Here is a 20,082-nt window from a genome sequence, read left to right as displayed (position 1 = left end):
ACGTTAGTGCTTTATCGGAGGCGCGCCATGCGGGGCCAAGTTGAGAGCGCAGGGTTTTGGTGCGCGTTCGATAAAGCCGTCAGAAGGAAGCCGCTGGCGCGGCGGATGCGGTGAGGCTGCAGGAATTATGGGTTTTGAATGCAGTGTGGGCGAAGCGGGACACGTTTGGATTCGCGAATTGAGGAGGAGATTGGAGGAGCAGAGGTAGGAGAGTCGGTGAGGGCCGGAAAGTGGTAGCTACTGGCGCATAGAAGGTCGTGAAAAGAAGCGATGGATTAGATGGAGGAGCACACGTGGGCTGAGCGTGGTGAAGCACGCGGAGTTTCCGAGATGGGCTCGATGACTTCATGCGGCGGCGGTGAGGAGCAGTGGTGGAGAACGTGGTTGCATCTGGATCGTGGAGATTCTTTCGACGACCACCATAGGGCCGCCGCACTTGGGGCAGTAGCGGAGTGGGCGGGATTGCTTCGGAGCCGATGTTGGTTGTATCTCCGATTGTTGAAGCGCGCCCAGTACCTGCAAGCATAGGGGCAACAGAATGGAGCGCCGACGGTTGGCGAGGAACCCGAAGTTGCGGATACGGACGAAGCCTTTTGGGAGCACATGCAGAAGGAAGCGGCGCAGGAACTCATCGAGGGATAAGGTCATGCGTTTTTGTTTGTTGTGGTGTGCCGAATCCCGCCACCGAAAGATGACCTGGCCGTTCTCGAACCCGATAAGGCGATGGTTGGAAATGGCCACGCGATGGGTGTAGCGTCCCAGGTACTGCAGCACATGTTCGGGGCCTCCGAAGGGTGGTTTCGAATAGACCACCCAGTGCTTGCGAAATAGTGTGCGTACCCAGGAAGCGAATATCTTCGGCTGAACGAGCAGAGACAGATCGCCGGAGAAGTGGAGTTGATGCTGCCGGAAGGCATGTTCAAGACCGTCAACAAACTTGCCGCGGAATACCTCTCGGAGCACCTCGACAGGGAGAAAGTAACGGGGCCGGGATGGAATCCAGTGGGTGTGATCGAGCGAAAGCCCTCCGGCGGGAACGACGCAGTGGGCGTGGGGATGGATGCCGAGCTTCTGATTCCAGGTGTGTAGCACGCTGAAGAAACCGATCTCTGCACCGAGAAGCCGGGGATCGCGAGCTACTTCGAGAAGAGTCTCTGCGCTGGCGCGGAGCAGTAGGTCGTAGATGATCTTCTTGTTCTGCAGGGCTAGCATAGCTAGTTGCGAGGGCAGGGTGAAGACCACATGGACGTAGGGGATGGGGAGAAGTTCGCGGCGCCGCGCCTCGATCCAGAGTTCGCGGGCCGCCGTCTGACACTTCGGGCAGTGGCGATTGCGACAACTGTTGTAGGAGATGGTGGCGCGATGGCCGCAGCGGGTGCATGCATCGATATGTCCGCCGAGTGCGGATGTGCGACAGCGGGCGATGGCCAGTAGCACTTTAATGTGCTGCCATCGAATCCACTTGCGATTGCGCTCGACGAATGCAGTACCTGCGCTGCGGATCAAATCGGCCACCTCAAACAGTGGCCGACTCATCGATTTCCTCCTGCGGTGAGCATGCATTCAACTTGAGCGAGTCCAGGGGACTGGCGGTGGCATGGAGGTGGCGTTGCGAAAGGTGCAGGTAGATGGCGGTCTCTTTTAGATCGTGATGGCCTAGCAGGATCTGAATGGTGTAGAGATCGGCGCCCGCTTCCAGCAAATGGGTTGCGAAGCAGTGACGAAGCACGTGGGGATAAACCTTGTTCTTGATGCCAGCCCGCTGGGCAGCTTGCTGACAGGCATGACGCGGAGTTTTGGTATCGATGGGCAGATCCCCGCTGTGCCAACGGTTGCCGGGGAAGAGCCAAATGCTGGATTTTCTCCGCAAGCGCAGCCAGTGCGAGCGAAGTTCCTCGAGAAGTTTAGGACTGAGCATCACATCCCGATCCTGACGTCCCTTGCCGCCTTGAATGTGAATCACCATCCGCCGGCTGTCGATGTCGCTGATCTTCAGGCGAGTCAGCTCGGCGTTGCGAACGCCAGTGGCATAGAGGGTCATGAGCAGAGTGCGATGAAAAGGAGTGTGCGCGGCGTCGATGAGCTGCGCCACTTCTTCTTGGCTGAGAATCCCCGGTAAACGATGGGTCTTCTTGGGATACGGAGTATCGGCAATGCTCCACGGCTTCTTAAGCGTCTGGATGTAGAAAAACCGCAATGCACACAGATGGTTCGTTACCGCTCCGGGTGACAACTTCTGCCTTGTAAAGAGGTGAGCTTGATACTCCCGAATATGCTGCGGGCCCAGGCGGTCGGGGGAGCACTGGAAGTGCCGGGCAAAAGCTTCTACATGGCGAATGTAATAGCGTGTGGTAGACGCGGAGTAATTACGGCGCTGGAGTTCTTCCAGCATGATTTTGCGTAGATGGGTCACGGGAACCTCCTCGTGACCCACACCCTACATCGGCATCAATGCTCGGGGACACCCACGCGGCAGCGTCCGCCGCGCCAGCGGCTTCGTTCTGACGGGCAACCCGCACCTTACGGTGTCTTCCGATTCGAATCGGTCCGGAGAGGTTAGCCGACGGGTTATCGACGGAGTAGCCGACGATCCAGGAGTTGACCAATTCGGAGTTGACCAATCGTTGATGGATCAGCCTAACCTTCTCAGTAAGTGAAGTGGCCTGTGGCTGTTGAAAACTCGTTTTCTGCGAAAACGGTCTCGAATCCGGTGATAGAAAATGTCTACCCGGCCCGAGAAAATCGCTTGTAGGGCATCCTCGCGAGATGATTTCTTTGCGAGTTTTCCAGGTATGAGTTTTTCAACAGCCACGCCTGTTCTCAAGAACGGAGAATCGTAGTTACCAAGATCCGGACTTTCAGGCAATGCATCCCCTCTTATCTCTTCACGATCATCCTCTGATTGACCATGAGGGGAGTTTCCGCTCCGAGGATCTGGCGCACACCCTCTTCCAATACCTCATCTCTGCCAGCACGGATGCCTTCGATTGTGGGGGTCACAATTCGATCTGGAACAATCCCGATTCGTTGTGTCGGTCTCTTATCCGGATAGAAGACACCGATTCCGCTGATCATGGTGTGCAATCCGCCAGGCAAGGCGAAGGGCGAGACGTTCCCGTCTGCTCCTGCCGTCGTACTGCCAACCACGGTTGCATGTGGCGAAGCACGAAACGCCATTGCTGTGAACTCGGCCTGGCTTTGCGACAGGTGTGCCACGTCTGAGCGCCAGGGCGCGCTTCGTCGGAGCTTATCTCTTGGATGGTCCGGGTGTGGATACGTTCTCGGCGATGAATGAGCCAGGTCGAATGGTGATCAATCGTCCGCTTAAACTACCCACGTACTACCCACGTATAACGGCGCACCGGTTGTTGAGCGTGAGCAGTATCCAGTCTGGGGTGTGACTTAGGATCGCTTCCTGTCGTCGAGCAAGACGCAACGCCGGTGCGCGCGCCTATGTCTCGACGACGGCGTGCGGAGATTGCGGGTTTTACTACGACGAACTCTGAGCACGGTCGCCGTCGCATGAAGATGCCTAACATTACTGGGTTTTGGAAGCCTGCACGAGTCTTTCTACGGACGTAGCTGGCATCAGGAGCAGCACTGCCTGCGGCTTTGCCACAGATTTGAGGAATTCGATATTTCGCTGCCTCAAACCTGCGTTAACCGAATGGTGCTCGTGCAGATCATCCAGGGCTTGCAGGCCAATCTCTGCAATGCGGCGCAAGTTACTCGATACGGGCGCCAAATCCTGGGTCAGAAACGAGCGCTTCAGCATTGGTTGCAGCTTCGCATCGTTGTCCCTCCAAAGTTCAAGCCATGCACGAGCCTGCTGCCAATCCTGAGCAGTTGCTGTTCCTGAGCTGATCCTCTGTGCAATGACATCAAATTCACGCGCTGTATCGCTCTCGGGGGACACGGCATCATCAAGACGGTTGAGCACAGTAAAATCGCCTCGCAGTTGCTGACGCTCATACATCCTGGGAGGCTGCACGACAGCCGCAAGCACCTTGAGCGCTTCGGGATTGGGATCGCCGCTCATGCGCTGCAGCATTTCTTCGGTGATGAGGCGGTGGCGCGGGCCGTAGTACTCGAGCTTCTGCGAAACGATTGCGAGCCGTTGGTACATCGAGTCGACATCCTTTATCTGCTCTGGAGACCACAAGCGCTCGGCGATCGCGGCGGTGCGCGGCCAGATTCGATTGTCCATGTTGTCGGCATCGACAATATCTGTCCACATGGTGGCCTCGCCGCCAAGAACACGGTTCTTCTGCTCCGGTGTCAACGCGGCAGTGTTGTCTCCTAGAGGATCGACCAGGTAATGTTCTTCCGCTGACTGATTCAGATCGATGTAATACCCAGACGAGAGCACGCCTCGGTTGCCGCTTCGTGCGGCCTCCGCCAATGAGCGTGGCCCTCGCCAGGATTGAATCACAACGTCCTTTGGAGTGTCGGGCTGCAGAACTTCGTCCCATCCTTCCATGATTTTCTTGTGGGCGGCAACGATCTTCTGGATCCTGGCAGTGAAACGTACCTGAAGGGCTGCGCCATCCTTAATCGAATGCGCCTGCATGTACTCTCGGATCCGCGGATTGCTTTCCCACTCTTTCATGTCGCATTCGTCGCCCCCTGTATGAAAGTAGGAATCGGGGAATAGCGCAGACATCTCTCCAATAAATCCATTAAGAAGCTTGTAAGTGCTTTCGCGCGATGGATCCATGGCCGAGCTTTGGGAAGGGTCTTTGCCACCGGACAGGTCAGGGTAACCCTGGAACCATGATTTCGCGTGGCAAGGCATATCGAACTCCGGAACTACCCTGATGCCGCGGTCGCGAGCGTACGCAACAATTTCGCGGACTTCGTCCTGGGAGTAATAGAGTCCGCTGGATGCCTTCTCTTGCAGTAGCGGAAACTTCTTGCTCTCGATATGAAATCCCTGGTCGTCTGCGAATCGCCAGTGGAAGACATTCAGCTTTACTGCCTCCATCGCGTCCAGATTGCGCTTAACCGCGGGGATGGGAACGAAACGGTGTCCAGAGTCAATCAGCAATCCACGCCACGGAAAACGCGGCGCGTCATCGATTGTGACGACGGGAACGCTGAAGCCTTGTTCATTGATCCGGACCAGTTGCAGAAAAGTCTGCAGGCCGCGAAGCACGCCCAGCGGATTCGGAGCTTTCAACTCAACATCGGTGGTTGAAATCGTGAGGTGGTAGGATTCATCCTCGCCGAGTTGTTGAACCGCTGCACTGGGTCCAGCAGTTTGAATGATGAAGTGCGACTGGGTGGCAACTGCTTCGCGCTTAAACGGAATACCGGTTTCCTTCGAGAGGATATCGAGGAATCGTTGCTGCGCGCGCGCCAGACGAAGTTCATCGTAGCCCTTTATCGTTATGCCAAAGTTTCCATCGATGAAGAATTCGCCCTCCCCCTGCGCCACATGCGCAGGTTCAGGCATGACTGCCAGTGGACTCTTTTCCCGGGCGAAGAGATGACCAGAAAGGCTCAGCGTGGAAACAGCCAATAAAGAACAACACCAGAAACCAGTTAAACGAGCATTCGTCAAGATGACATCTCCAGAAAACAAAGTAGGCCGGATAGCGTGATGGTGAGATCGCCGCGATCCATTTTGTGCAGGAGCAGAGCCGTCAGCCAGGCCTGCACCAGTTATAGTCCATACATAAGAGACGCCGCTCCTCATCAAAGTTCGGGATGCTCACGATAGGCTCCAAATTCCGCCAGATCGTCTTCTCCCAACCACGCAGGAAACATCTCGGGGGTTTTTGCATAACGCCCCGAAAAGGTTCAATTCAGATTCAAGCTGCTGATGCAGCGTCTCGCTGGGGTGCCCATTCCGTCAATCCCTGAATGATGGCGTCCAGGCTGAGGAGGTCCGGCTGTTTCTGGAATTCGTAACGCCCATGGAGATTGATGTGCTGCCAGGCAATCGGTGAGATGTTCTTAATTTCGTCGATGCCTTGCATCTGTCCCGCTTTGTGCTTGTGTTCCAGGAGACGAGACAAGATGGAGGCGTTGTAAAAGATGATGCAGTTGGAGATCAGGCGGCTGCACTCAGACCACAGATCGTGTTCATAATCGGTCTTGAAGCGGAGCTTGCCAAAGCTGGCGAAGGAGACAGATCGTCGCAACTGGTGGTAGTTTTCATCCCTGTTGACCGCCTTTTGGACGTTCTGCCGCAAGGAAGGGGAGTCAATATAGTTAAGCAGATAGAGGCTGCGGTGAATGCTGTCGTATTCCCAGAGGGCGCGTTTCGTCCGATTGTTGCGAGCATGGGCGCTCAATGTTGCCGTGGGTTAGGCGGCAGTCCTGAGTAACATGGCAAAGGCTCTCTGCCGCACCTCAAACTCCCTATCACTCACCCTTGAATCTGAATTGACCCTTTTCGGGGCGTTATGCAAAAACCCCCAGGCTGAGGAGGGTGATCATGAGACGGCCGCGCAGGAGGATCGCGTCTGCGTCGGCGGTGTAAAGGAGTTGCGAGGCGTTGAAGATGTCCTGAGCTTTGAAGTTAGAAGTGAGAAGCGGTTCCTTGGAAGCAATCGGTGGCGCAAAGTTCTCAAATCGTGACAACAGTCAATATGGAGTGACCGGCATCGATGCGCGCTGATCGTGGGTTAGGCGATGAGTTCAGAATGACGCATAGCTCAGAGCAACAAGCGGAAGGGAGCCGGTCATGCAGGAAAAGTTACGATTTTTGGGTTTGGATGTCCATGCCGAGCCGATCGTAGCAGCGATTGCAGCGCAGGATGTTGATCATGTTGAACCGATTCGCATGGCACCTGAGCGGCGACTCGATATGATTAACCTCCAGAGCCTTTGCCGTGCATGTCATCGAGTAAAGACCGCTCAGGATCACCGGAACGACTCCGCGATCATGCCTTGTGGTGCGGCGAGACCTTGTTCAGCTCCCTCAGCAGCACGGTTGCCGACGGTGGAGCGGGAACCTGATGTTTGAAGACGATGTCCTGGCCTGAGATCTCCTTGCCATAGATGTTCTTGTTGGCTCCGTCGTCGGCGCGGATGGTCGATCCTGCGAGAGAGACGCCGGCGAAGAGACCCCGAGTGCGCGACCACGAAAGGATCTGGGCCTTCATCACGACATCCGTTTCGGCGGTAATAGTGCGGCCGACCGGGCCAGCTGCGGCAGAGGCGTCGCCGCCAAGCTTGACCTTGCTGGACAGCACTGACTTTGCGCCCTTTTCGTTCATGATCAGGAGAACAAAGTCAGTCGCCTCTCCACCGATCTGGAGACCGAAGCTCCCTCCTTCCAGAGCCATCATCGTCGGCGCGCTCCAAGGACCGGTCAAATGTGGTCCCCTGCGGCACGTCATGACGCCGCGGCCATAGCTTCCGCCCACGACGAAGGCCGCCTTCTTGACCGACGGATAGACGACAACGCATTCCGCCTTATCGATCAGGTCCTTCGGTATTCCCTTGTCCGGAGCATCGAGAATCTCCTTCACGACCTCCCCAGCCTCCTTCACGCGGTCCTCCTCTTTTTCCTGAGAGAATGCCGGCACCGCCAGCATTAAGCCGAGCGACAAACATGCAATTCCTTTGATCGTTTTCATCTCTTCTCCTTCGCTTTGCCGTCGGCTCGCGGACCAACAAAACCTACAATCACAGCACTAAAGGTTCGGAACGGCTCGCGATTCAGGCTGTGCCGAAACGTACCCGCACGGATACGACGTAGCTTATGTCAATACAGTTGCTTGAATTGACATCACCGGGGCCGCGGCAGATTACAACATGGCGCGCCTACTCCCGTGCAGCCGATTTCGGGCAAGTGCTTGATCCGATATGCATAAGCTAGCGTTTGACCTTAGAGGGAAGCGAGCGATCATGTGGCTGATGCCTTGTCAACGCCTCCCAGACAGGGCGTATTTGTACGTCACTTGTAGATTCGACAGAATCGCCAACCCTCAGGTGGCATCTAACTTACACACCGAGAAGTAATTTCACTCGTGGACTTAGCATTCTCCAATGTTTTGGAGGCGCGTTAAGTGCTATGTCGGTCAAAGGTGGTCGTAAGGCTTCGCGACCGAACTAACGCTTCCCCAAGAGGATTCATGACATCATTAGATTTGCATCTGGCGCTACAAGCAAAGCTGGGTTCTTCAACTAAGAAGAACACCAAGACACTCGCACCCACCCAACCTTTTGCACCAACGTTTAGCATGGCGGAGATCCTCGACCCTGTATGCTTGGAACTTCGAAGGAAGTTCCACAATGCTATGCACGAGCGCGTGAATTCCGAGGGTGCACTTTATGATTTCGGTGCGCTTGGACGGTGGCTCAGATTCGATAGGGCTAAGCTGGAGTGGGAAACGGCTGTCGACTTGATGGTTGAACATCGCCGCACATGTCGAGACTGTCCGCGTCGCGTTACCGCCCAAAATGCAGAATAGCGCGTAGACTCGATTTTTGAAGCGCATTCGCACCAACCCCGAAGGTCGCATGGCAGCGATCACGTCACAGATCGATTCGTTACAGGCGAGATTGTGCGGAGCGCTTATGCTCGATGGACACAGACAGACTCTCGGCCCTGTAGAAACGTTCTTCCTTGAGATCGAAATAGCAGACCTCCGCATTCATGTAATGCCACGGCGCCGCAACGTTGCTGAATCTTAAGACAGAATCACGCCGCCCTCTCGAGTGGTAGCCTTTGGGAATGAAAATCAAGCTTCGCTACAATGATCACCGCGAGACTGATTAGATCGAAAAGCGTTAGCCCACCTTGGCAGACAACCGCGTACTGGCCACCTAATAAAGAGTTGTCGGTGCGCGCTCTCGATCCACTCGCCGGCGAGATGGAATCCATCCATTGACGTCCAAGCGAAAGCATTGCGTCCCAGTAAAGAGCAGAGTCGCTCGTATCGCGCAGATCCTCCTGGTAGTCGAGGATCATCTCCTCAGCAAATCGGATGCGGAACTCTGCAGGATGCAGTCTTAGGAGCAGCTTATACACGGCGAGACGTATGCGATTCATCCCTGCCTCCCTTCGCTCAAACGCAGACACCGCCTTGCCTCGCGGAGTACTTCTGTGAGGCGCTCTGTCTCAGCAGCTAGAACGGCCCTTCCCGCCTCGTTCAGGTGATAGAGGCGACGTGCCGGGGCGGGGCAATTGTCCTCGGTGCATTCGTCCACGAGACCCAGCTTCATTAGCTTCTTCAGATTGTCGTAGAGAGTTCCAGGTCCCATCTTGTAGCCGCCGGCAGATTGCCGGATGACCTCGAGCATGATGCCGTATCCATGCAGGTCCTCACGGGTAAGCGCCAGCAGAACGTGGAGCGTAGCTGGAGAGAGCGGAAGGAGGTGTTCGTAGTTGTCGGGCATTCGGAAGACAATATATCGGATTCCGAATACTTGTCAATCTTTTGCTTTCGGGCGTCCTTCGAAGCGATCAGGAATGGGAAACGATAGGACCCTATCAGGGCTAAGGGCGGGTTATTCTCTGCCAGGCATTCACTGCCGCCTCGGCAAAAGGGCTGGGACAGGTTGAGGATATTCCGCCCAGGGATCACCAAAATGCGAACGGATCCGCTCTTCCGGCAGAGCCGGTGTTAAATCCCCTGCAGCCGCCGATTGAAATGCGATGGGGCTCGGCGTAGCATTTTGTTCTGGCAGATATCTGCCAGATGGAGGTGAGTCATGCCAACTATGAAAGAATTCACCGTCCACTTGGAAGATCGCCCCGGCACTCTGGGTAAGCTCTGCCGGGCCCTCTCTGACCAAGGTGTGAACATCGTCGCATTCCAGTCGAATCCGGACGAAAAGGGCAAGAGCACGTTCCGGCTCGTGACAGATAACCCCAACGCAACGGAAGCGGTGCTGGAATCCGAGCACACTACCCACACGGAAACGCAGGTAGCGGAAGCGAAGCTCCCGAGCCGTTCCGGGGCGCTGGCCGGCGCGGCCGCGAAACTCGGTGAAGGAAACATCAACATCAACTATGCCTATGCTGGAATCGAGCCGGGAACGAACGCGCCGGTGGTGATTTTCGGGGTTGCGGACGCCGGCCAGGCATCGAAGATCCTCGACCAGGTAGCCGCCGCAGCCGCATAGGATTCTTCAGTTTTGCCAAAGCCCAGGCATTCCCGCCTGGGCTTCTCTTTTTGCCCCGACTCTTAATCGACTGAATCAACAATCGCGTTTTGGTTTGATGGGTAGCAGGTTCAGCCAGGACGTTGCTCTCGATTGATGCATAATCGCCGAGTCATTGATGATGTATTTCCTACCGATGTTCAACTTTTCCCAGCCGTACGTGGGTGTGGCGGCTTGGACGCAAGTGAAGCCATCACCCCTTGAACGTGTTCTGCGAGCGGTGGATGGACGCAGGAGAGCGCATTCGTGCCGCTTCCGGAGAGTAAGAAGGAGGTGGAAACTGCAGGAGCCGATCTTCCTAACCCAAGCACAATCCTGCTCGGAGCTGAAGCAATCTAGACACGGTTCAAGGCACTGCCACTTGATCAATATCAAGTGCTACATCTGGCACTTCATGGGTATGTCGATCCCATCTATCCCAGGCAAATCCCGAGAGGCGTCGCCAATCGCCCGCAAAAAGATCACTTCCGCGTGCAGCCGACTTCTCATCCAGCGTTATCAGGTTTCCTGGGCGCGGCTCGGCTCAGAACAGGAGTCGCCACCTTGGGAGATGATCTCCGAGTTACTCAGTGACCGGCTTCCAAGCGCATCAGGGGACCTCCAATCTTCCGGCTCCGGGGGAGTAATGGTCAATCCGGAAGCGATCCGAAGATAAGACAAAAGCCGCAGCATTCCACGATAGACCGCTTACGTATTACTGGAACCTGGCCGGGTACCAATCTTTGTCTTCGTTCGACGCATTTCACTCATGTGTTCTGCATATACAGAGTGGCGGTACATGAGGACTATACGGTAGCCTGCTCTGCATGGCTCTGAAGACCCTTGCCCTGGCTGCCCTTCTTGCTATTTCTCCATTCGCAACAGCTCAAAACGAGCGCAACCCCGCCACTCCTCTCATCGCCTTTGATCCCTACTTCAGCGTCTGGTCGATGGCAGACAATCTTACCGACCAAAATACGAAGCATTGGACCGGCACCGAGATGCCGATGCGTGGTTTCGCCCGTATTGATGGCACACCGTACCGTTGGATGGGCCGCAGTTCTGGCGCAACTCCAGCTATGAAGCAGACAGGATTGCAGGTCACGCCGACGCAGACGGAGTACACGTTTGAGGTGGCGGGAGTTCGATTGCAGGCGACGTTTCTCTCGCCCAGTATCCCTACGGATCTCGACTTGCTCGCGCAGCCGGTGACCTATCTCACATGGAAGGCCGCCGCAACCGACGGAAAGCCGCACTCAATCGAGCTCTACCTGGGGGTAGATGCGCGCATCGCGGTTGATTCCGTGGATCAGCAGGTGACGTGGCGCCGCGGCAGGGTCGGCAATATGGAAATCTTGAGCGTCGGTTCCTCGGAACAGCGGGCACTCGTCCGGGCCGGCGACAATCTTCGCGCCGACTGGGGATACTTCCACCTTGTCGTGCCGGCCGACTCGCAGGCGATGACTTCAACCGCTGCCGACTCGCAGGCCGAATTTCTCAAGACGGGCGGCATCCCGTACGACGACGATCTCGATCAGCCTCGGCAGGCCAATCGCGCCCCGCTGCTGGCCGTGACAGAGAAGCTACAGGTGAGCGAATCGCAGGCCTTCGAGCGGCATGTCGGTCTTGCGTTCACGCAGCCTCTCGCAATCGAATATCTGAACCGCCGTCTCAGGCCCTACTGGGCGCGCAATGGCAAGACGGTGCAGGCAATGCTCATCGAGGCGATGCAAGGGTATGCATCGGCGGTGTCGAAGTCCGATGCATACGACAAACAGCTCACAGCGAAGCTCACGAAGGATGGCGGGGTAGTCTATGCACGGCTCGCGACGCTTGCCTTCCGGCAGACACTGGCGGCCAATGGCCTGGCTGCCGATATGGATGGCTCTCCGTTGCAGTTCCCCAAAGAGAACCTTTCTAACGGCTGCATCGCAACAGTCGACGTGCTTTATCCTTCGTCGCCGTTCTTTCTCTACTTCAACCCGGCTCTGCTGGAGGCACAGCTGAAGCCGGTGATGGAGTACGCCGCGCTGCCAAGATGGAAGTTCCCCTTTGCGCCGCATGACTTGGGCACGTATCCGCTGGCCGACGGCCAGGTCTACGGCGGCGGCGAGAAGACCGAAGACGACCAGATGCCGGTGGAAGAGAGCGGCAATATGCTGCTGATGATCGCAGCGATGGGCAGGGCCCAGGGCGACTGGCACTTCGCAAAGCAGTACTGGCCGCTGCTTTTCAAGTGGGCGGTCTATTTGAAGGACAAGGGGCTTGATCCGGAGAACCAGCTCTCCACTGACGACTTTGCCGGCCATCTCGCGCACAATGCAAACCTCTCCATCAAGGCGATTGACGCGCTCGGGGCCTTTGCGGAAATGGCAAAGGGGGTCGGCGATGACAGACTTGCCAGAGAATACGAGGCTCTGTCGAAGGACATGGCGAAGAAGTGGATTGACCTGGCAAAGGAAGGCGACCACTACAAGCTGGCGTTCGACTCGACGAACACATGGAGCCAGAAGTACAACCTGGTGTGGGACGACTTGCTCGCGCTGAAGCTCTTTCCTGCGTCAGTGAAGAACACCGAGCTGGCGTACTACAAGACAAAGCTCAATCAGTACGGCCTCCCACTCGACAACCGAAAAGACTATACAAAGCTCGACTGGGAGCTGTGGACGGCAACGCTGGCCGACGACGATGCCACCTTCCGCACGCTGGTTGCCCCGCTGGGAAAGTGGCTGGATGAAACCCCGACCCGTGTCCCACTTACCGATTGGTACGACACGAAGACTGGCAGGCAGGAGGGCTTTCAGGCGCGGTCCGTCGTGGGAGGCATCTTCATCCGATCGCTGCGGCAGTCAGGGCTTGGCCACGAGTAGTGAATAAGCCCCGCTTCAACGGGGCTTGAGCCGCATGAAACCTGGCGATTAATCGCGAGCCGACGAATAAAATGCCCACCGCTTGATCCTTGTCGTCTTGAGACGCAGTAGACCGTTGAACAGGGAGGAAGTCTCTGACGGGGTGATCTTGTCGAGTATATGAATTCTGTCAGTGGAGAGTGCTCCGTGGCGCCGGAGGCGAGAATCTCTCGATTACTAATCCAACCGGGAGTTCCCCCGGCTTTGCCGGGGAGGCAGTAGAAGTTTGACAGTTTCGGGAGTATGCACGGTTTGATGCAGGCCGCCGGAGGGCAGGGAAGCGCGGTGTCTGAACTTTAAAGTGTCGAAGAGATAGTGGACGGGGCATGGTTTTGGCTTTTCACGATTGCGATCAGGCCCCTTTGAGGGGCCAGCAATCGTAAAGCCTCCGGCTTTGCCGGAGGATACTTACCCGACAAACGCCGCATCTGTTCCGGAAAGATGTAAAAGAGCCAGCCTCTTGGAATTTCGCGGCCTAGCTGTTCGTTGACGCGGCCGCAATTCGCATCGCCGTTTCCACTCCATCTCAACCTCGCCTGACCTATCACTCCGCAAAGGACAATCGATGAAACCCTCTGAGCTCTTCGAAGCGCTACACGCGCTTATTGCCGAACGTGTGCCTTTGCATATCTGGGGCGCATGCGGTGTGGGTAAATCGCAGATCGTTGCACAGGTAGCCTCTGACTTAGATTGGCAGTTCCTCGACATTCGAGCGGTTCAGCTTGACCCCGTCGATCTGCGCGGGTTGCCGCGCATCTCCGCAGATCAAGCAGAGTGGGTGCCACCGAAATTCCTGCCTACCTCCGGCAAGGGCATCCTCTTTCTCGACGAGCTGACTGCCGCACCGCAGATGACACAGGCGGGCTGCTATCAGCTGGTGCTCGACCGCAAGCTCGGTGAATACCATCTCCCAGACGGTTGGGTGGTGGTGGCCGCTGGCAATCCGGCCTCCGAGCGGGGTGTGCACTTCTCCATGCCGAGGCCACTGCGAAATCGCTTCGTCCACCTAAACCTCGAGCCGGACTTCGAAGATTGGTGCCAGTGGGCGGTTCGTGCCAGGCTGCGTCCGGAGATCGTTGCTTTCCTGCGGTTCAAGCCGGCGCTCCTGCATGATGCCGACGCCGTGTCGGACGTGAATGCGTGGCCTACACCCCGCTCCTGGGAGATGGCCTCGAACGTATTGACCGGCTTCGCACATCGGCAGAAGAGTGGCTTCTTCACGGGAGCCACTGAGATCGAAGCGCAGTTGCTTGAGGGGACGGTTGGGCCCGCAGCCACGACGGAGTTCGTTGCCTTCCTGCGGCTATTTCGTGACCTGCCATCCATCGATGAAATCCTGTTGAGCGACCGCATGCCGACCGAGCTGCGCGTGCTGGCAATACGCGATGCGGCCGCGCGGAACCGTGGCATCACCCATACACCGGAGTTTGTTCGGTTCGGTATTGAACATGCGGAGGTCCTCGAATGATTACCGAACGAGCCATGCTGGCCGCAGTCCACATCAGTATCTGGACTGCGGTAAAACACGACCGGAAAGCCAGCCGCGACGTTGCCAACCAAAACGGCGCGCATGAGGGCGCAGGTCGCTACAACAAACAACTGCTCCGCGGTGCAGAGAAGCTTGACGCACTACGGACGCTCGCTGGACAGATTCGGCAGCACTTCTACAAGATCACCCTGCCGTGGTCCGATGAAGGCTATCGTCTACTGCCCGCACACTTCTACTTTGGACTCACCACGCAGATGCGAGAGTTTGAATACGCCTTCTCCCAGAGTGTTGAGGAGTTCCTGGAGGTCTACCCGTCCTACATCGAACAGGTCCGTCCCGAGTTGAACGGCCTTTTTCGAGAGGAGGACTATCCGTCGGCAGAAAAGCTGCGGGCAAAGTTTGGGGTGAAGCTCGAAGTGCTTCCGATTCCCAGCGGCAATGACTTTCGAGTGACGCTGTCAGAGGAAGAACAGGCGCGGGTCGCGCGAGAAATCGACGAGAGCGTACGCCAGTCGCTCAACCGTGGGACCAAGGATCTGTGGGTGCGGTTGACGGAAGTGGTCACACACTTGGTCGACAAACTGAACGAGCCTGAGTCGCGATTCCACGCATCGTTGGTCACCAATGTCTTAGACCTTGTCGATCTGCTTCCACGTCTCAATGTGAACCAGGACAAGGAACTGAATCGATTTGCGGCGGAGATCAAGGATCGCCTGTGCAACTTCAGCGCGCACGATCTGAAAAAGAACGAGATTCTCCGCGTTGCCACCGCTACGGACGCCGCGCAGATCTTGTCGGAGATGGATGCGCTCCTGCGCGGTCGTGAGCAAGACCCAGCCGATCCGCACGAGAAGCCTATGTTGAAGAACGCGCCAAGTGTCGAAGACATCTTCTCGCATATGTCGGCATACATGGAGGCTGCAACACCATGACGAAGCATCTTCCCCCCGCGGTCCGGATCCAGAAGGCCCGGACCGCTCTCCTTCTCGATCATCCTTTCTTCGGTTCACTCCTCTTCCGCTTGGGTGAACGCGCCTCGGGCTCCATTCAGACCATGACCACGGATGGCATCTCCTTGTTCTACAACCCGGCATTTGTCGAGACGCTGAGCGCGGCAGAGCTGGCCGGAGTTCTGGCTCATGAAGTCATGCACCCGGCACTTCAGCATCACACGCGCCGCGGAGACCGTGATCGGGAACGCTGGAATATGGCATGCGATTACGCCATCAACCCTCTACTCCGGGATGCCGGGCTCACGCTGCCAAAGGATGCTCTTATCGAGCGTCGCTTTCACGGCATGAGCGCAGAACGGATCTACAACCTGATCGACGAACAGCAAGATCAGGACAGCTCAAATGGGGAAGGAGAGAATCCGGATGGTGCTGCCCCAGGCGGAGAGGGCGAAAAACAAGCCGACAACAAGAGTGCGGGCGGCGAGCCTACTGTGCCGGCAACACCGGGTGGCTTTGGTCAGGTGCTTGACGCTCCTGAGCCCGCAGGAGACGACGGCCACACCATTGCAGAACAGGCGCGGGAATGGAAGATAGCCGTCGAGCAGGCAGAGAACATCGCGAAATTTGCAGGTAAGCTGCCGGCAGGCGTTGCCCGTAGCCTCGAACAATCGGAGGCGGCTGGCGTTGACTGGCGCGAGTTGTTGCGCCGCGCCTGGTCAGAGACAATTCCGTCTGACTACAGTTGGATGCCGCTCAACCGGCGGCACATCTGGGCAGGCGTCTATCTTCCAGGCGTCAGGTGTGAAGGCGCAGGGGAGATCGCCATCGCAGTCGATTGCTCAGGATCCGTCAATGCGCGCCAGCTAGGACTCTTTGAGACGGAGATTCGCTCCATCCTCGAAGGTCAACGGCCGAGCCAAGTGCATGTGCTCTACTTCGATACCGAGGTCCATAAGACGGAGGTTTATCAAGCAGGACAGCCTATCGCGCTTACCCCGGTTGGCGGAGGAGGAACGAACTTCGCGCCTTGCTTCCGATGGTTGGACGAGCGCGGTATTGTGCCATACGTCTCGAAGTCGTGAAACTCACACATTTCATGTTGGAGTAACCCCCGAACTCTGGAGTTTCGCCGGTTAGTTGCCGAAGTCCTATAGACAAACAATTAAGAATAGTTCTAATGTAATGGCAAGAAATAAAGTCAGTTTTGTTCTAACAAATAGCCGCAGCTTAGTCACTGCAGTCTTTTCCGGGTAGCACTGTTTGCGTTCCAACACGCAAACGCAAGGAGACGCTAAATGACTATAGTGCGCCTTCCTATTCGCGGTCGTAGGTTTCGTCTCGGCGCTTATCTTTTTAGCATCAACGCAAGGCACTTGCCACACTCAGTGGCCGCTGGGCGACATGAGTCTTTCCATGTCGTGTTGATGAAGTTCCGTACATAACTCTCACGTCCGTCGAACGCAACAATGAGCGAATTAGAAACGATCGCGGCGTCTCACGGTGAATTGTTTTCGGCTCGGCCACTCTCGTTGACGACAGGTATCGGATGCAACTCAAAATCATGGAGGAAAGCGATGCTTAATAGCAGGAGCAGGAGAACGCGCATCAATGCGCTTGTCGTGTCGGCTGCGATTTGTCTCGTGTCACCGATTCTCGCAGCGCAGACAGCCCAGCCCAAGATGGGGGATGTATTGCCAATCGAACCGCCAAAACAAGCGCCCATCACTGAGATCGACCGCAAGAAAGTCCCGCCGCCCAAGCTATTTCAAGTGACTCCCCCGAAGGGAGCGCCCAACGTCGTCATTATCTTGATGGATCAGTTGTCGTATGCCGATCCTGACGCAATGGGAGGACCGATCAAGACACCGGCGTTCGACGAACTGGCGAAAACCGGCCTTCTCTATACCAACTTTCACGTCAACGCGTTATGCTCACCTACTCGCTTCTCACTTCTGACAGGTCGAAACCAGCATCTGGTGAGTGGCGCCACCGTGGTCGATTCGTCCACCTCATACCCCGGAGATACCGGCAGGCGACCGGACAACGTAGCCACCATCGCCGAGATTGTGCGTCGCTGGGGTTATGTCACCGGTTACTTCGGAAAGAGTCACGAGCTTCCCCCTTATGAATACAACGTGAGCGGTCCATTTGACCGCTGGCCTGCGCACAGTGGTTGGGATAAATTTTATGGCTACCTAGCCGGCGAACAATCTTCGCTCGCTCCTAATCTGGTCGACGGAACGACACGGCTGCCGACGCCGCACGGTGATCCCAACTACCACTTCAACACCGACATGACCAACAAGGCGATAGCGTGGGTCCAGGCCACCAGGTCCCTTACGCCGGATCGCCCCTTCCTGATGTACTACTCCTCCAGCGGAGGCCATCCTCCACATACGCCTCCGAAGGATTGGCTCGACAAAGGGCTTTATAAAGGCGACTTCAACCAGGGGTGGGATCAGCTGCGTGTCGAGATTCTCGAGAGACAGAAGAAGCTGGGAATTGTTCCACCTGACACGAAACTTGCCGAAAACCCCGAATTCATCACAAGGTGGCACACCCTCTCGTCCGATGCAAAGAAGGTTCTCTCACGACAGATGGAGGTATACGCCACCCTCGTGGAGAGCGCCGACTATCAGGTCGGGCGCTTGATCCAGACGCTCAAGGATCTCGACATCTACGACAACACCCTGATCTTCTACATCGCGGGTGACAACGGCGGATCGTCGATCGGCGACATCAACGGCACCTTTAACGAGTGGTCCGCGCTCAACGGTGCCCCGGAGGATATTCCCTATCTGCTGAGCCGTCTGGACGACTATGGTGGACCAAAATCGTACCCGAACTACTCAGTCGCCTGGGCCGTTGCGGGTTCAGCGCCAGCGACATGGTGCATCCAGATGCCATTCGGAGGCGGCAACAACGCTGGAATGGCTGTGCACTGGCCCAAGGGAATCAAAGACCCTGGAACGATGCGCAGGCAGTACTCCAGCGTAATAGACATCGCTCCTACCGTACTGCAGGTGGCCGGAATACCGGAACCCAAGGTTGTGAATGGAGCAAAGCAGATGCCGATGTCGGGTACGAGCCTGATGTACACGTTCAATGACCCCACGGCAAAGGGACGTCACGAAACTCAATACAACGAAATCAAGGGCAATCGCATGATCTATCACGACGGCTGGGAGGCCATCACAGTCCATATCACGCCGTGGAGCCAGGTGCCCGAACACGCCGACTACGCGACCGAAAAGTGGCACTTGTATCACGTGGCCGATGACTTCGGAATGGCTACCGACGTAGCAGCCAAATATCCACAAAAGCTGGTCGAACTGAAAGCTCTATGGCTCAACGAGGCCAAGAAGAACAACGTACTGCCATTGGATGACCGGGCCTTCGAACGCTTGAACCCAGTAGTCGCTGGACGACCGGATCTGATGTTTGGCCGCACCACCCTGACGCTGTATCCGGGGATGACAAACATGACGGAGAACGGATTCATCAACACCAAGGGAGTGGACTACACCATCAGCGCCGAGTTGGAGATTCCTAAAGGCGGTGCAAACGGAGTCATCCTCTCCCAGGCCGGCCAAATGGGAGGCTGGAGCCTCTACGTCAAAGATGGTAAGCCGAAGTATGCCTACAACTGGCTCGCGCGAAACACATACACCATATCCGGAAACGATCCGTTGCCAGAGGGCAAGGTCAATGTGACCTTCAAGTTCGACTACGACGGCGGCGGACTCAACAAAGGAGCAACAGGTACGCTCTTCGTCAATGGGAAAAGGTCGGCGAAGGACGTATCGACCACACAATGGGAGCAGTCTACTCACTTGCAGGCGAAACAGCGGATGTTGGCGTAGACGCCTTCTCGCCAGTGACCGACGACTACGACCCTTGGGACAACGCCTTCACTGGAACAATCAAAAAAATCACGGTCACGATTGACGAAAAAAAACCGGCCCTGAACAAAAGACAGCACAACAGTCAAAGGTTCCGGAGAGTCCGGGTAATTGAGCCTGTGGCAGAAGGACCCAAGTAAGTCGATCCCGAACCAGCTGTGACGCCTCGTTCCTTTTACGCTGCGCAATGGTTGAGGTACCGCGATCGAGGAGCGCTGCTAAAATCGCCGCTTTTCTAGCGGAGGCTTGCTCTCGATTGTTGCCAACACGGCGATACACGCTCAGTGAGTCGAGATCGAGGTCAAATCGTGAGTCTTGGGCGGATTGTCGGCAATCAGGAAGTTGCACCGACAATGAGATGGATTCTGCGCATAGAGTTTCGTAACAGTCCCCCACCGGTGTTTCCGACCCGCGATAGATGAAACGTGCAAGCGTGTTGGTGTAGAGTGTTTTCGCGTCGTGGGCATAGAGGTCGGTATGAGTTTGGTGCGCATCAGCCCGTGTAACAGTCGGACCCGGAACCCCTTGAGCACCCCGGATTGTCGCCACGGGCGGTTTACCGCCCCGGAGCACGCTTTCTAGATTTCTTCGATCGGGGCTCCACGCCAGCGGCGCAGAGGAGGAGCGATGGAACTTCTGCATCCGCATTGCGCCGGTCTCGATATTCACAAGGAGACGGTGGTGGCCTGCGTTCGTCACCTGAGGAAGGGCAAGGTGACGACCGGGAT

16 protein-coding genes are annotated in these 20,082 nt (G+C 56.5%); 8 read left to right on the top strand and 8 right to left on the bottom strand.

What is annotated here, in order from left to right; translation table 11 throughout:
* Positions 1-345: 345 nt before the first annotated feature.
* From Q363_RS23610 to Q363_RS23590, 5 genes are all read right to left on the bottom strand, one after another.
* On the bottom strand, positions 346-1,536 hold the full coding sequence (locus Q363_RS23610) for an IS91 family transposase (protein WP_035355595.1): 1,191 nt from the start codon (positions 1,534-1,536) through the stop codon (positions 346-348).
* Positions 1,517-2,413 (bottom strand): tyrosine-type recombinase/integrase, encoded by an 897-nt coding sequence (locus tag Q363_RS23605; RefSeq protein WP_035355592.1) that lies wholly within the window; start codon positions 2,411-2,413, stop codon positions 1,517-1,519. The genes Q363_RS23610 and Q363_RS23605 overlap by 20 nt, the downstream gene beginning before the upstream one ends.
* A 464-nt stretch (positions 2,414-2,877) precedes the next feature.
* On the bottom strand, positions 2,878-3,216 hold the full coding sequence (locus Q363_RS23600; protein ID WP_035355591.1) for a S41 family peptidase: 339 nt from the start codon (positions 3,214-3,216) through the stop codon (positions 2,878-2,880).
* Positions 3,217-3,538: 322 nt separating this feature from the next.
* A complete protein-coding gene (locus tag Q363_RS23595) occupies positions 3,539-5,563 on the bottom strand; it encodes a family 20 glycosylhydrolase (RefSeq protein WP_035355590.1) in 2,025 nt (674 codons plus the stop codon).
* A gap of 250 nt (positions 5,564-5,813) precedes the next feature.
* Complete coding sequence (locus Q363_RS23590; protein WP_035355589.1) at positions 5,814-6,299, bottom strand: Tn3 family transposase; 486 nt, start codon at positions 6,297-6,299, stop codon at positions 5,814-5,816.
* A 34-nt stretch (positions 6,300-6,333) separates the two neighbouring features.
* Between Q363_RS23590 and Q363_RS41025 the strand changes: the two genes are divergently transcribed.
* Together Q363_RS41025 and Q363_RS46695 are read left to right on the top strand one after the other, a co-directional pair.
* On the top strand, positions 6,334-6,585 hold the full coding sequence (locus tag Q363_RS41025; RefSeq protein ID WP_157467430.1) for a hypothetical protein: 252 nt from the start codon (positions 6,334-6,336) through the stop codon (positions 6,583-6,585).
* Between the two features lie 106 nt (positions 6,586-6,691).
* Positions 6,692-6,973, top strand: a complete 282-nt coding sequence (locus Q363_RS46695; protein ID WP_035355585.1) for an HNH endonuclease — start codon at positions 6,692-6,694, stop codon at positions 6,971-6,973.
* Here the strand turns inward: Q363_RS46695 and Q363_RS23575 are convergent.
* From Q363_RS23575 to Q363_RS23560, 3 genes are all read right to left on the bottom strand, one after another.
* On the bottom strand, positions 6,891-7,589 hold the full coding sequence (locus tag Q363_RS23575) for a lipid-binding SYLF domain-containing protein (RefSeq protein WP_035355583.1): 699 nt from the start codon (positions 7,587-7,589) through the stop codon (positions 6,891-6,893). The genes Q363_RS46695 and Q363_RS23575 overlap by 83 nt on opposite strands.
* Positions 7,590-8,656: 1,067 nt before the next feature.
* Positions 8,657-9,007, bottom strand: coding sequence for a hypothetical protein (locus tag Q363_RS23565; RefSeq protein WP_035355577.1), 351 nt, complete (start codon positions 9,005-9,007; stop codon positions 8,657-8,659).
* Complete coding sequence (locus tag Q363_RS23560; protein WP_035355574.1) at positions 9,004-9,354, bottom strand: PadR family transcriptional regulator; 351 nt, start codon at positions 9,352-9,354, stop codon at positions 9,004-9,006. The genes Q363_RS23565 and Q363_RS23560 overlap by 4 nt, the downstream gene beginning before the upstream one ends.
* 324 nt (positions 9,355-9,678) lie before the next feature.
* Between Q363_RS23560 and Q363_RS23555 the strand changes: the two genes are divergently transcribed.
* The 6 genes from Q363_RS23555 (at position 9,679) to Q363_RS23530 (ending at position 19,315) form a co-directional block, all read left to right on the top strand.
* Positions 9,679-10,083, top strand: coding sequence for an ACT domain-containing protein (locus Q363_RS23555; protein WP_051979212.1), 405 nt, complete (start codon positions 9,679-9,681; stop codon positions 10,081-10,083).
* Between the two features lie 845 nt (positions 10,084-10,928).
* Complete coding sequence (locus Q363_RS23550) at positions 10,929-12,971, top strand: glutaminase family protein (protein WP_035355571.1); 2,043 nt, start codon at positions 10,929-10,931, stop codon at positions 12,969-12,971.
* Between the two features lie 604 nt (positions 12,972-13,575).
* Positions 13,576-14,478, top strand: coding sequence for an AAA family ATPase (locus Q363_RS23545; protein ID WP_035355568.1), 903 nt, complete (start codon positions 13,576-13,578; stop codon positions 14,476-14,478).
* Positions 14,475-15,431, top strand: a complete 957-nt coding sequence (locus Q363_RS23540) for a hypothetical protein (protein WP_035355566.1) — start codon at positions 14,475-14,477, stop codon at positions 15,429-15,431. Before Q363_RS23545 ends, Q363_RS23540 begins: the two co-directional genes overlap by 4 nt.
* The gene (locus tag Q363_RS23535) at positions 15,428-16,534 is read left to right on the top strand and encodes a vWA domain-containing protein (RefSeq protein ID WP_051979211.1); all 1,107 of its coding nucleotides are present in this window, start codon (positions 15,428-15,430) and stop codon (positions 16,532-16,534) included. Before Q363_RS23540 ends, Q363_RS23535 begins: the two co-directional genes overlap by 4 nt.
* Before the next feature lie 492 nt (positions 16,535-17,026).
* Entirely contained in the window at positions 17,027-19,315 is a 2,289-nt protein-coding gene (locus Q363_RS23530) for an arylsulfatase (protein WP_051979210.1), read from the top strand.
* Positions 19,316-20,082: the final 767 nt, after the last annotated feature.

Origin of the sequence: Edaphobacter aggregans DSM 19364 (genome assembly GCF_000745965.1) — a bacterium.
Lineage (GTDB): Bacteria > Acidobacteriota > Terriglobia > Terriglobales > Acidobacteriaceae > Edaphobacter > Edaphobacter aggregans.
This window is presented reverse-complemented; position numbering and strand designations above follow the sequence as displayed.

Excerpts from the sequence above, each read along its gene's own strand:
- Q363_RS23610 (WP_035355595.1), bottom strand. The coding sequence starts at position 1,536 with ATGAGTCGGCCACTGTTTGAGGTGGCCGATTTGATCCGCAGCGCAGGT.
- Q363_RS41025 (WP_157467430.1), top strand. The coding sequence starts at position 6,334 with ATGGCAAAGGCTCTCTGCCGCACCTCAAACTCCCTATCACTCACCCTT.
- Q363_RS46695 (WP_035355585.1), top strand. The coding sequence starts at position 6,692 with ATGCAGGAAAAGTTACGATTTTTGGGTTTGGATGTCCATGCCGAGCCG.
- Q363_RS23575 (WP_035355583.1), bottom strand. The coding sequence starts at position 7,589 with ATGAAAACGATCAAAGGAATTGCATGTTTGTCGCTCGGCTTAATGCTG.
- Q363_RS23565 (WP_035355577.1), bottom strand. The coding sequence starts at position 9,007 with ATGAATCGCATACGTCTCGCCGTGTATAAGCTGCTCCTAAGACTGCAT.
- Q363_RS23560 (WP_035355574.1), bottom strand. The coding sequence starts at position 9,354 with ATGCCCGACAACTACGAACACCTCCTTCCGCTCTCTCCAGCTACGCTC.
- Q363_RS23555 (WP_051979212.1), top strand. The coding sequence starts at position 9,679 with ATGAAAGAATTCACCGTCCACTTGGAAGATCGCCCCGGCACTCTGGGT.
- Q363_RS23550 (WP_035355571.1), top strand. The coding sequence starts at position 10,929 with ATGGCTCTGAAGACCCTTGCCCTGGCTGCCCTTCTTGCTATTTCTCCA.
- Q363_RS23545 (WP_035355568.1), top strand. The coding sequence starts at position 13,576 with ATGAAACCCTCTGAGCTCTTCGAAGCGCTACACGCGCTTATTGCCGAA.
- Q363_RS23540 (WP_035355566.1), top strand. The coding sequence starts at position 14,475 with ATGATTACCGAACGAGCCATGCTGGCCGCAGTCCACATCAGTATCTGG.
- Q363_RS23535 (WP_051979211.1), top strand. The coding sequence starts at position 15,428 with ATGACGAAGCATCTTCCCCCCGCGGTCCGGATCCAGAAGGCCCGGACC.
- Q363_RS23530 (WP_051979210.1), top strand. The coding sequence starts at position 17,027 with ATGCTTAATAGCAGGAGCAGGAGAACGCGCATCAATGCGCTTGTCGTG.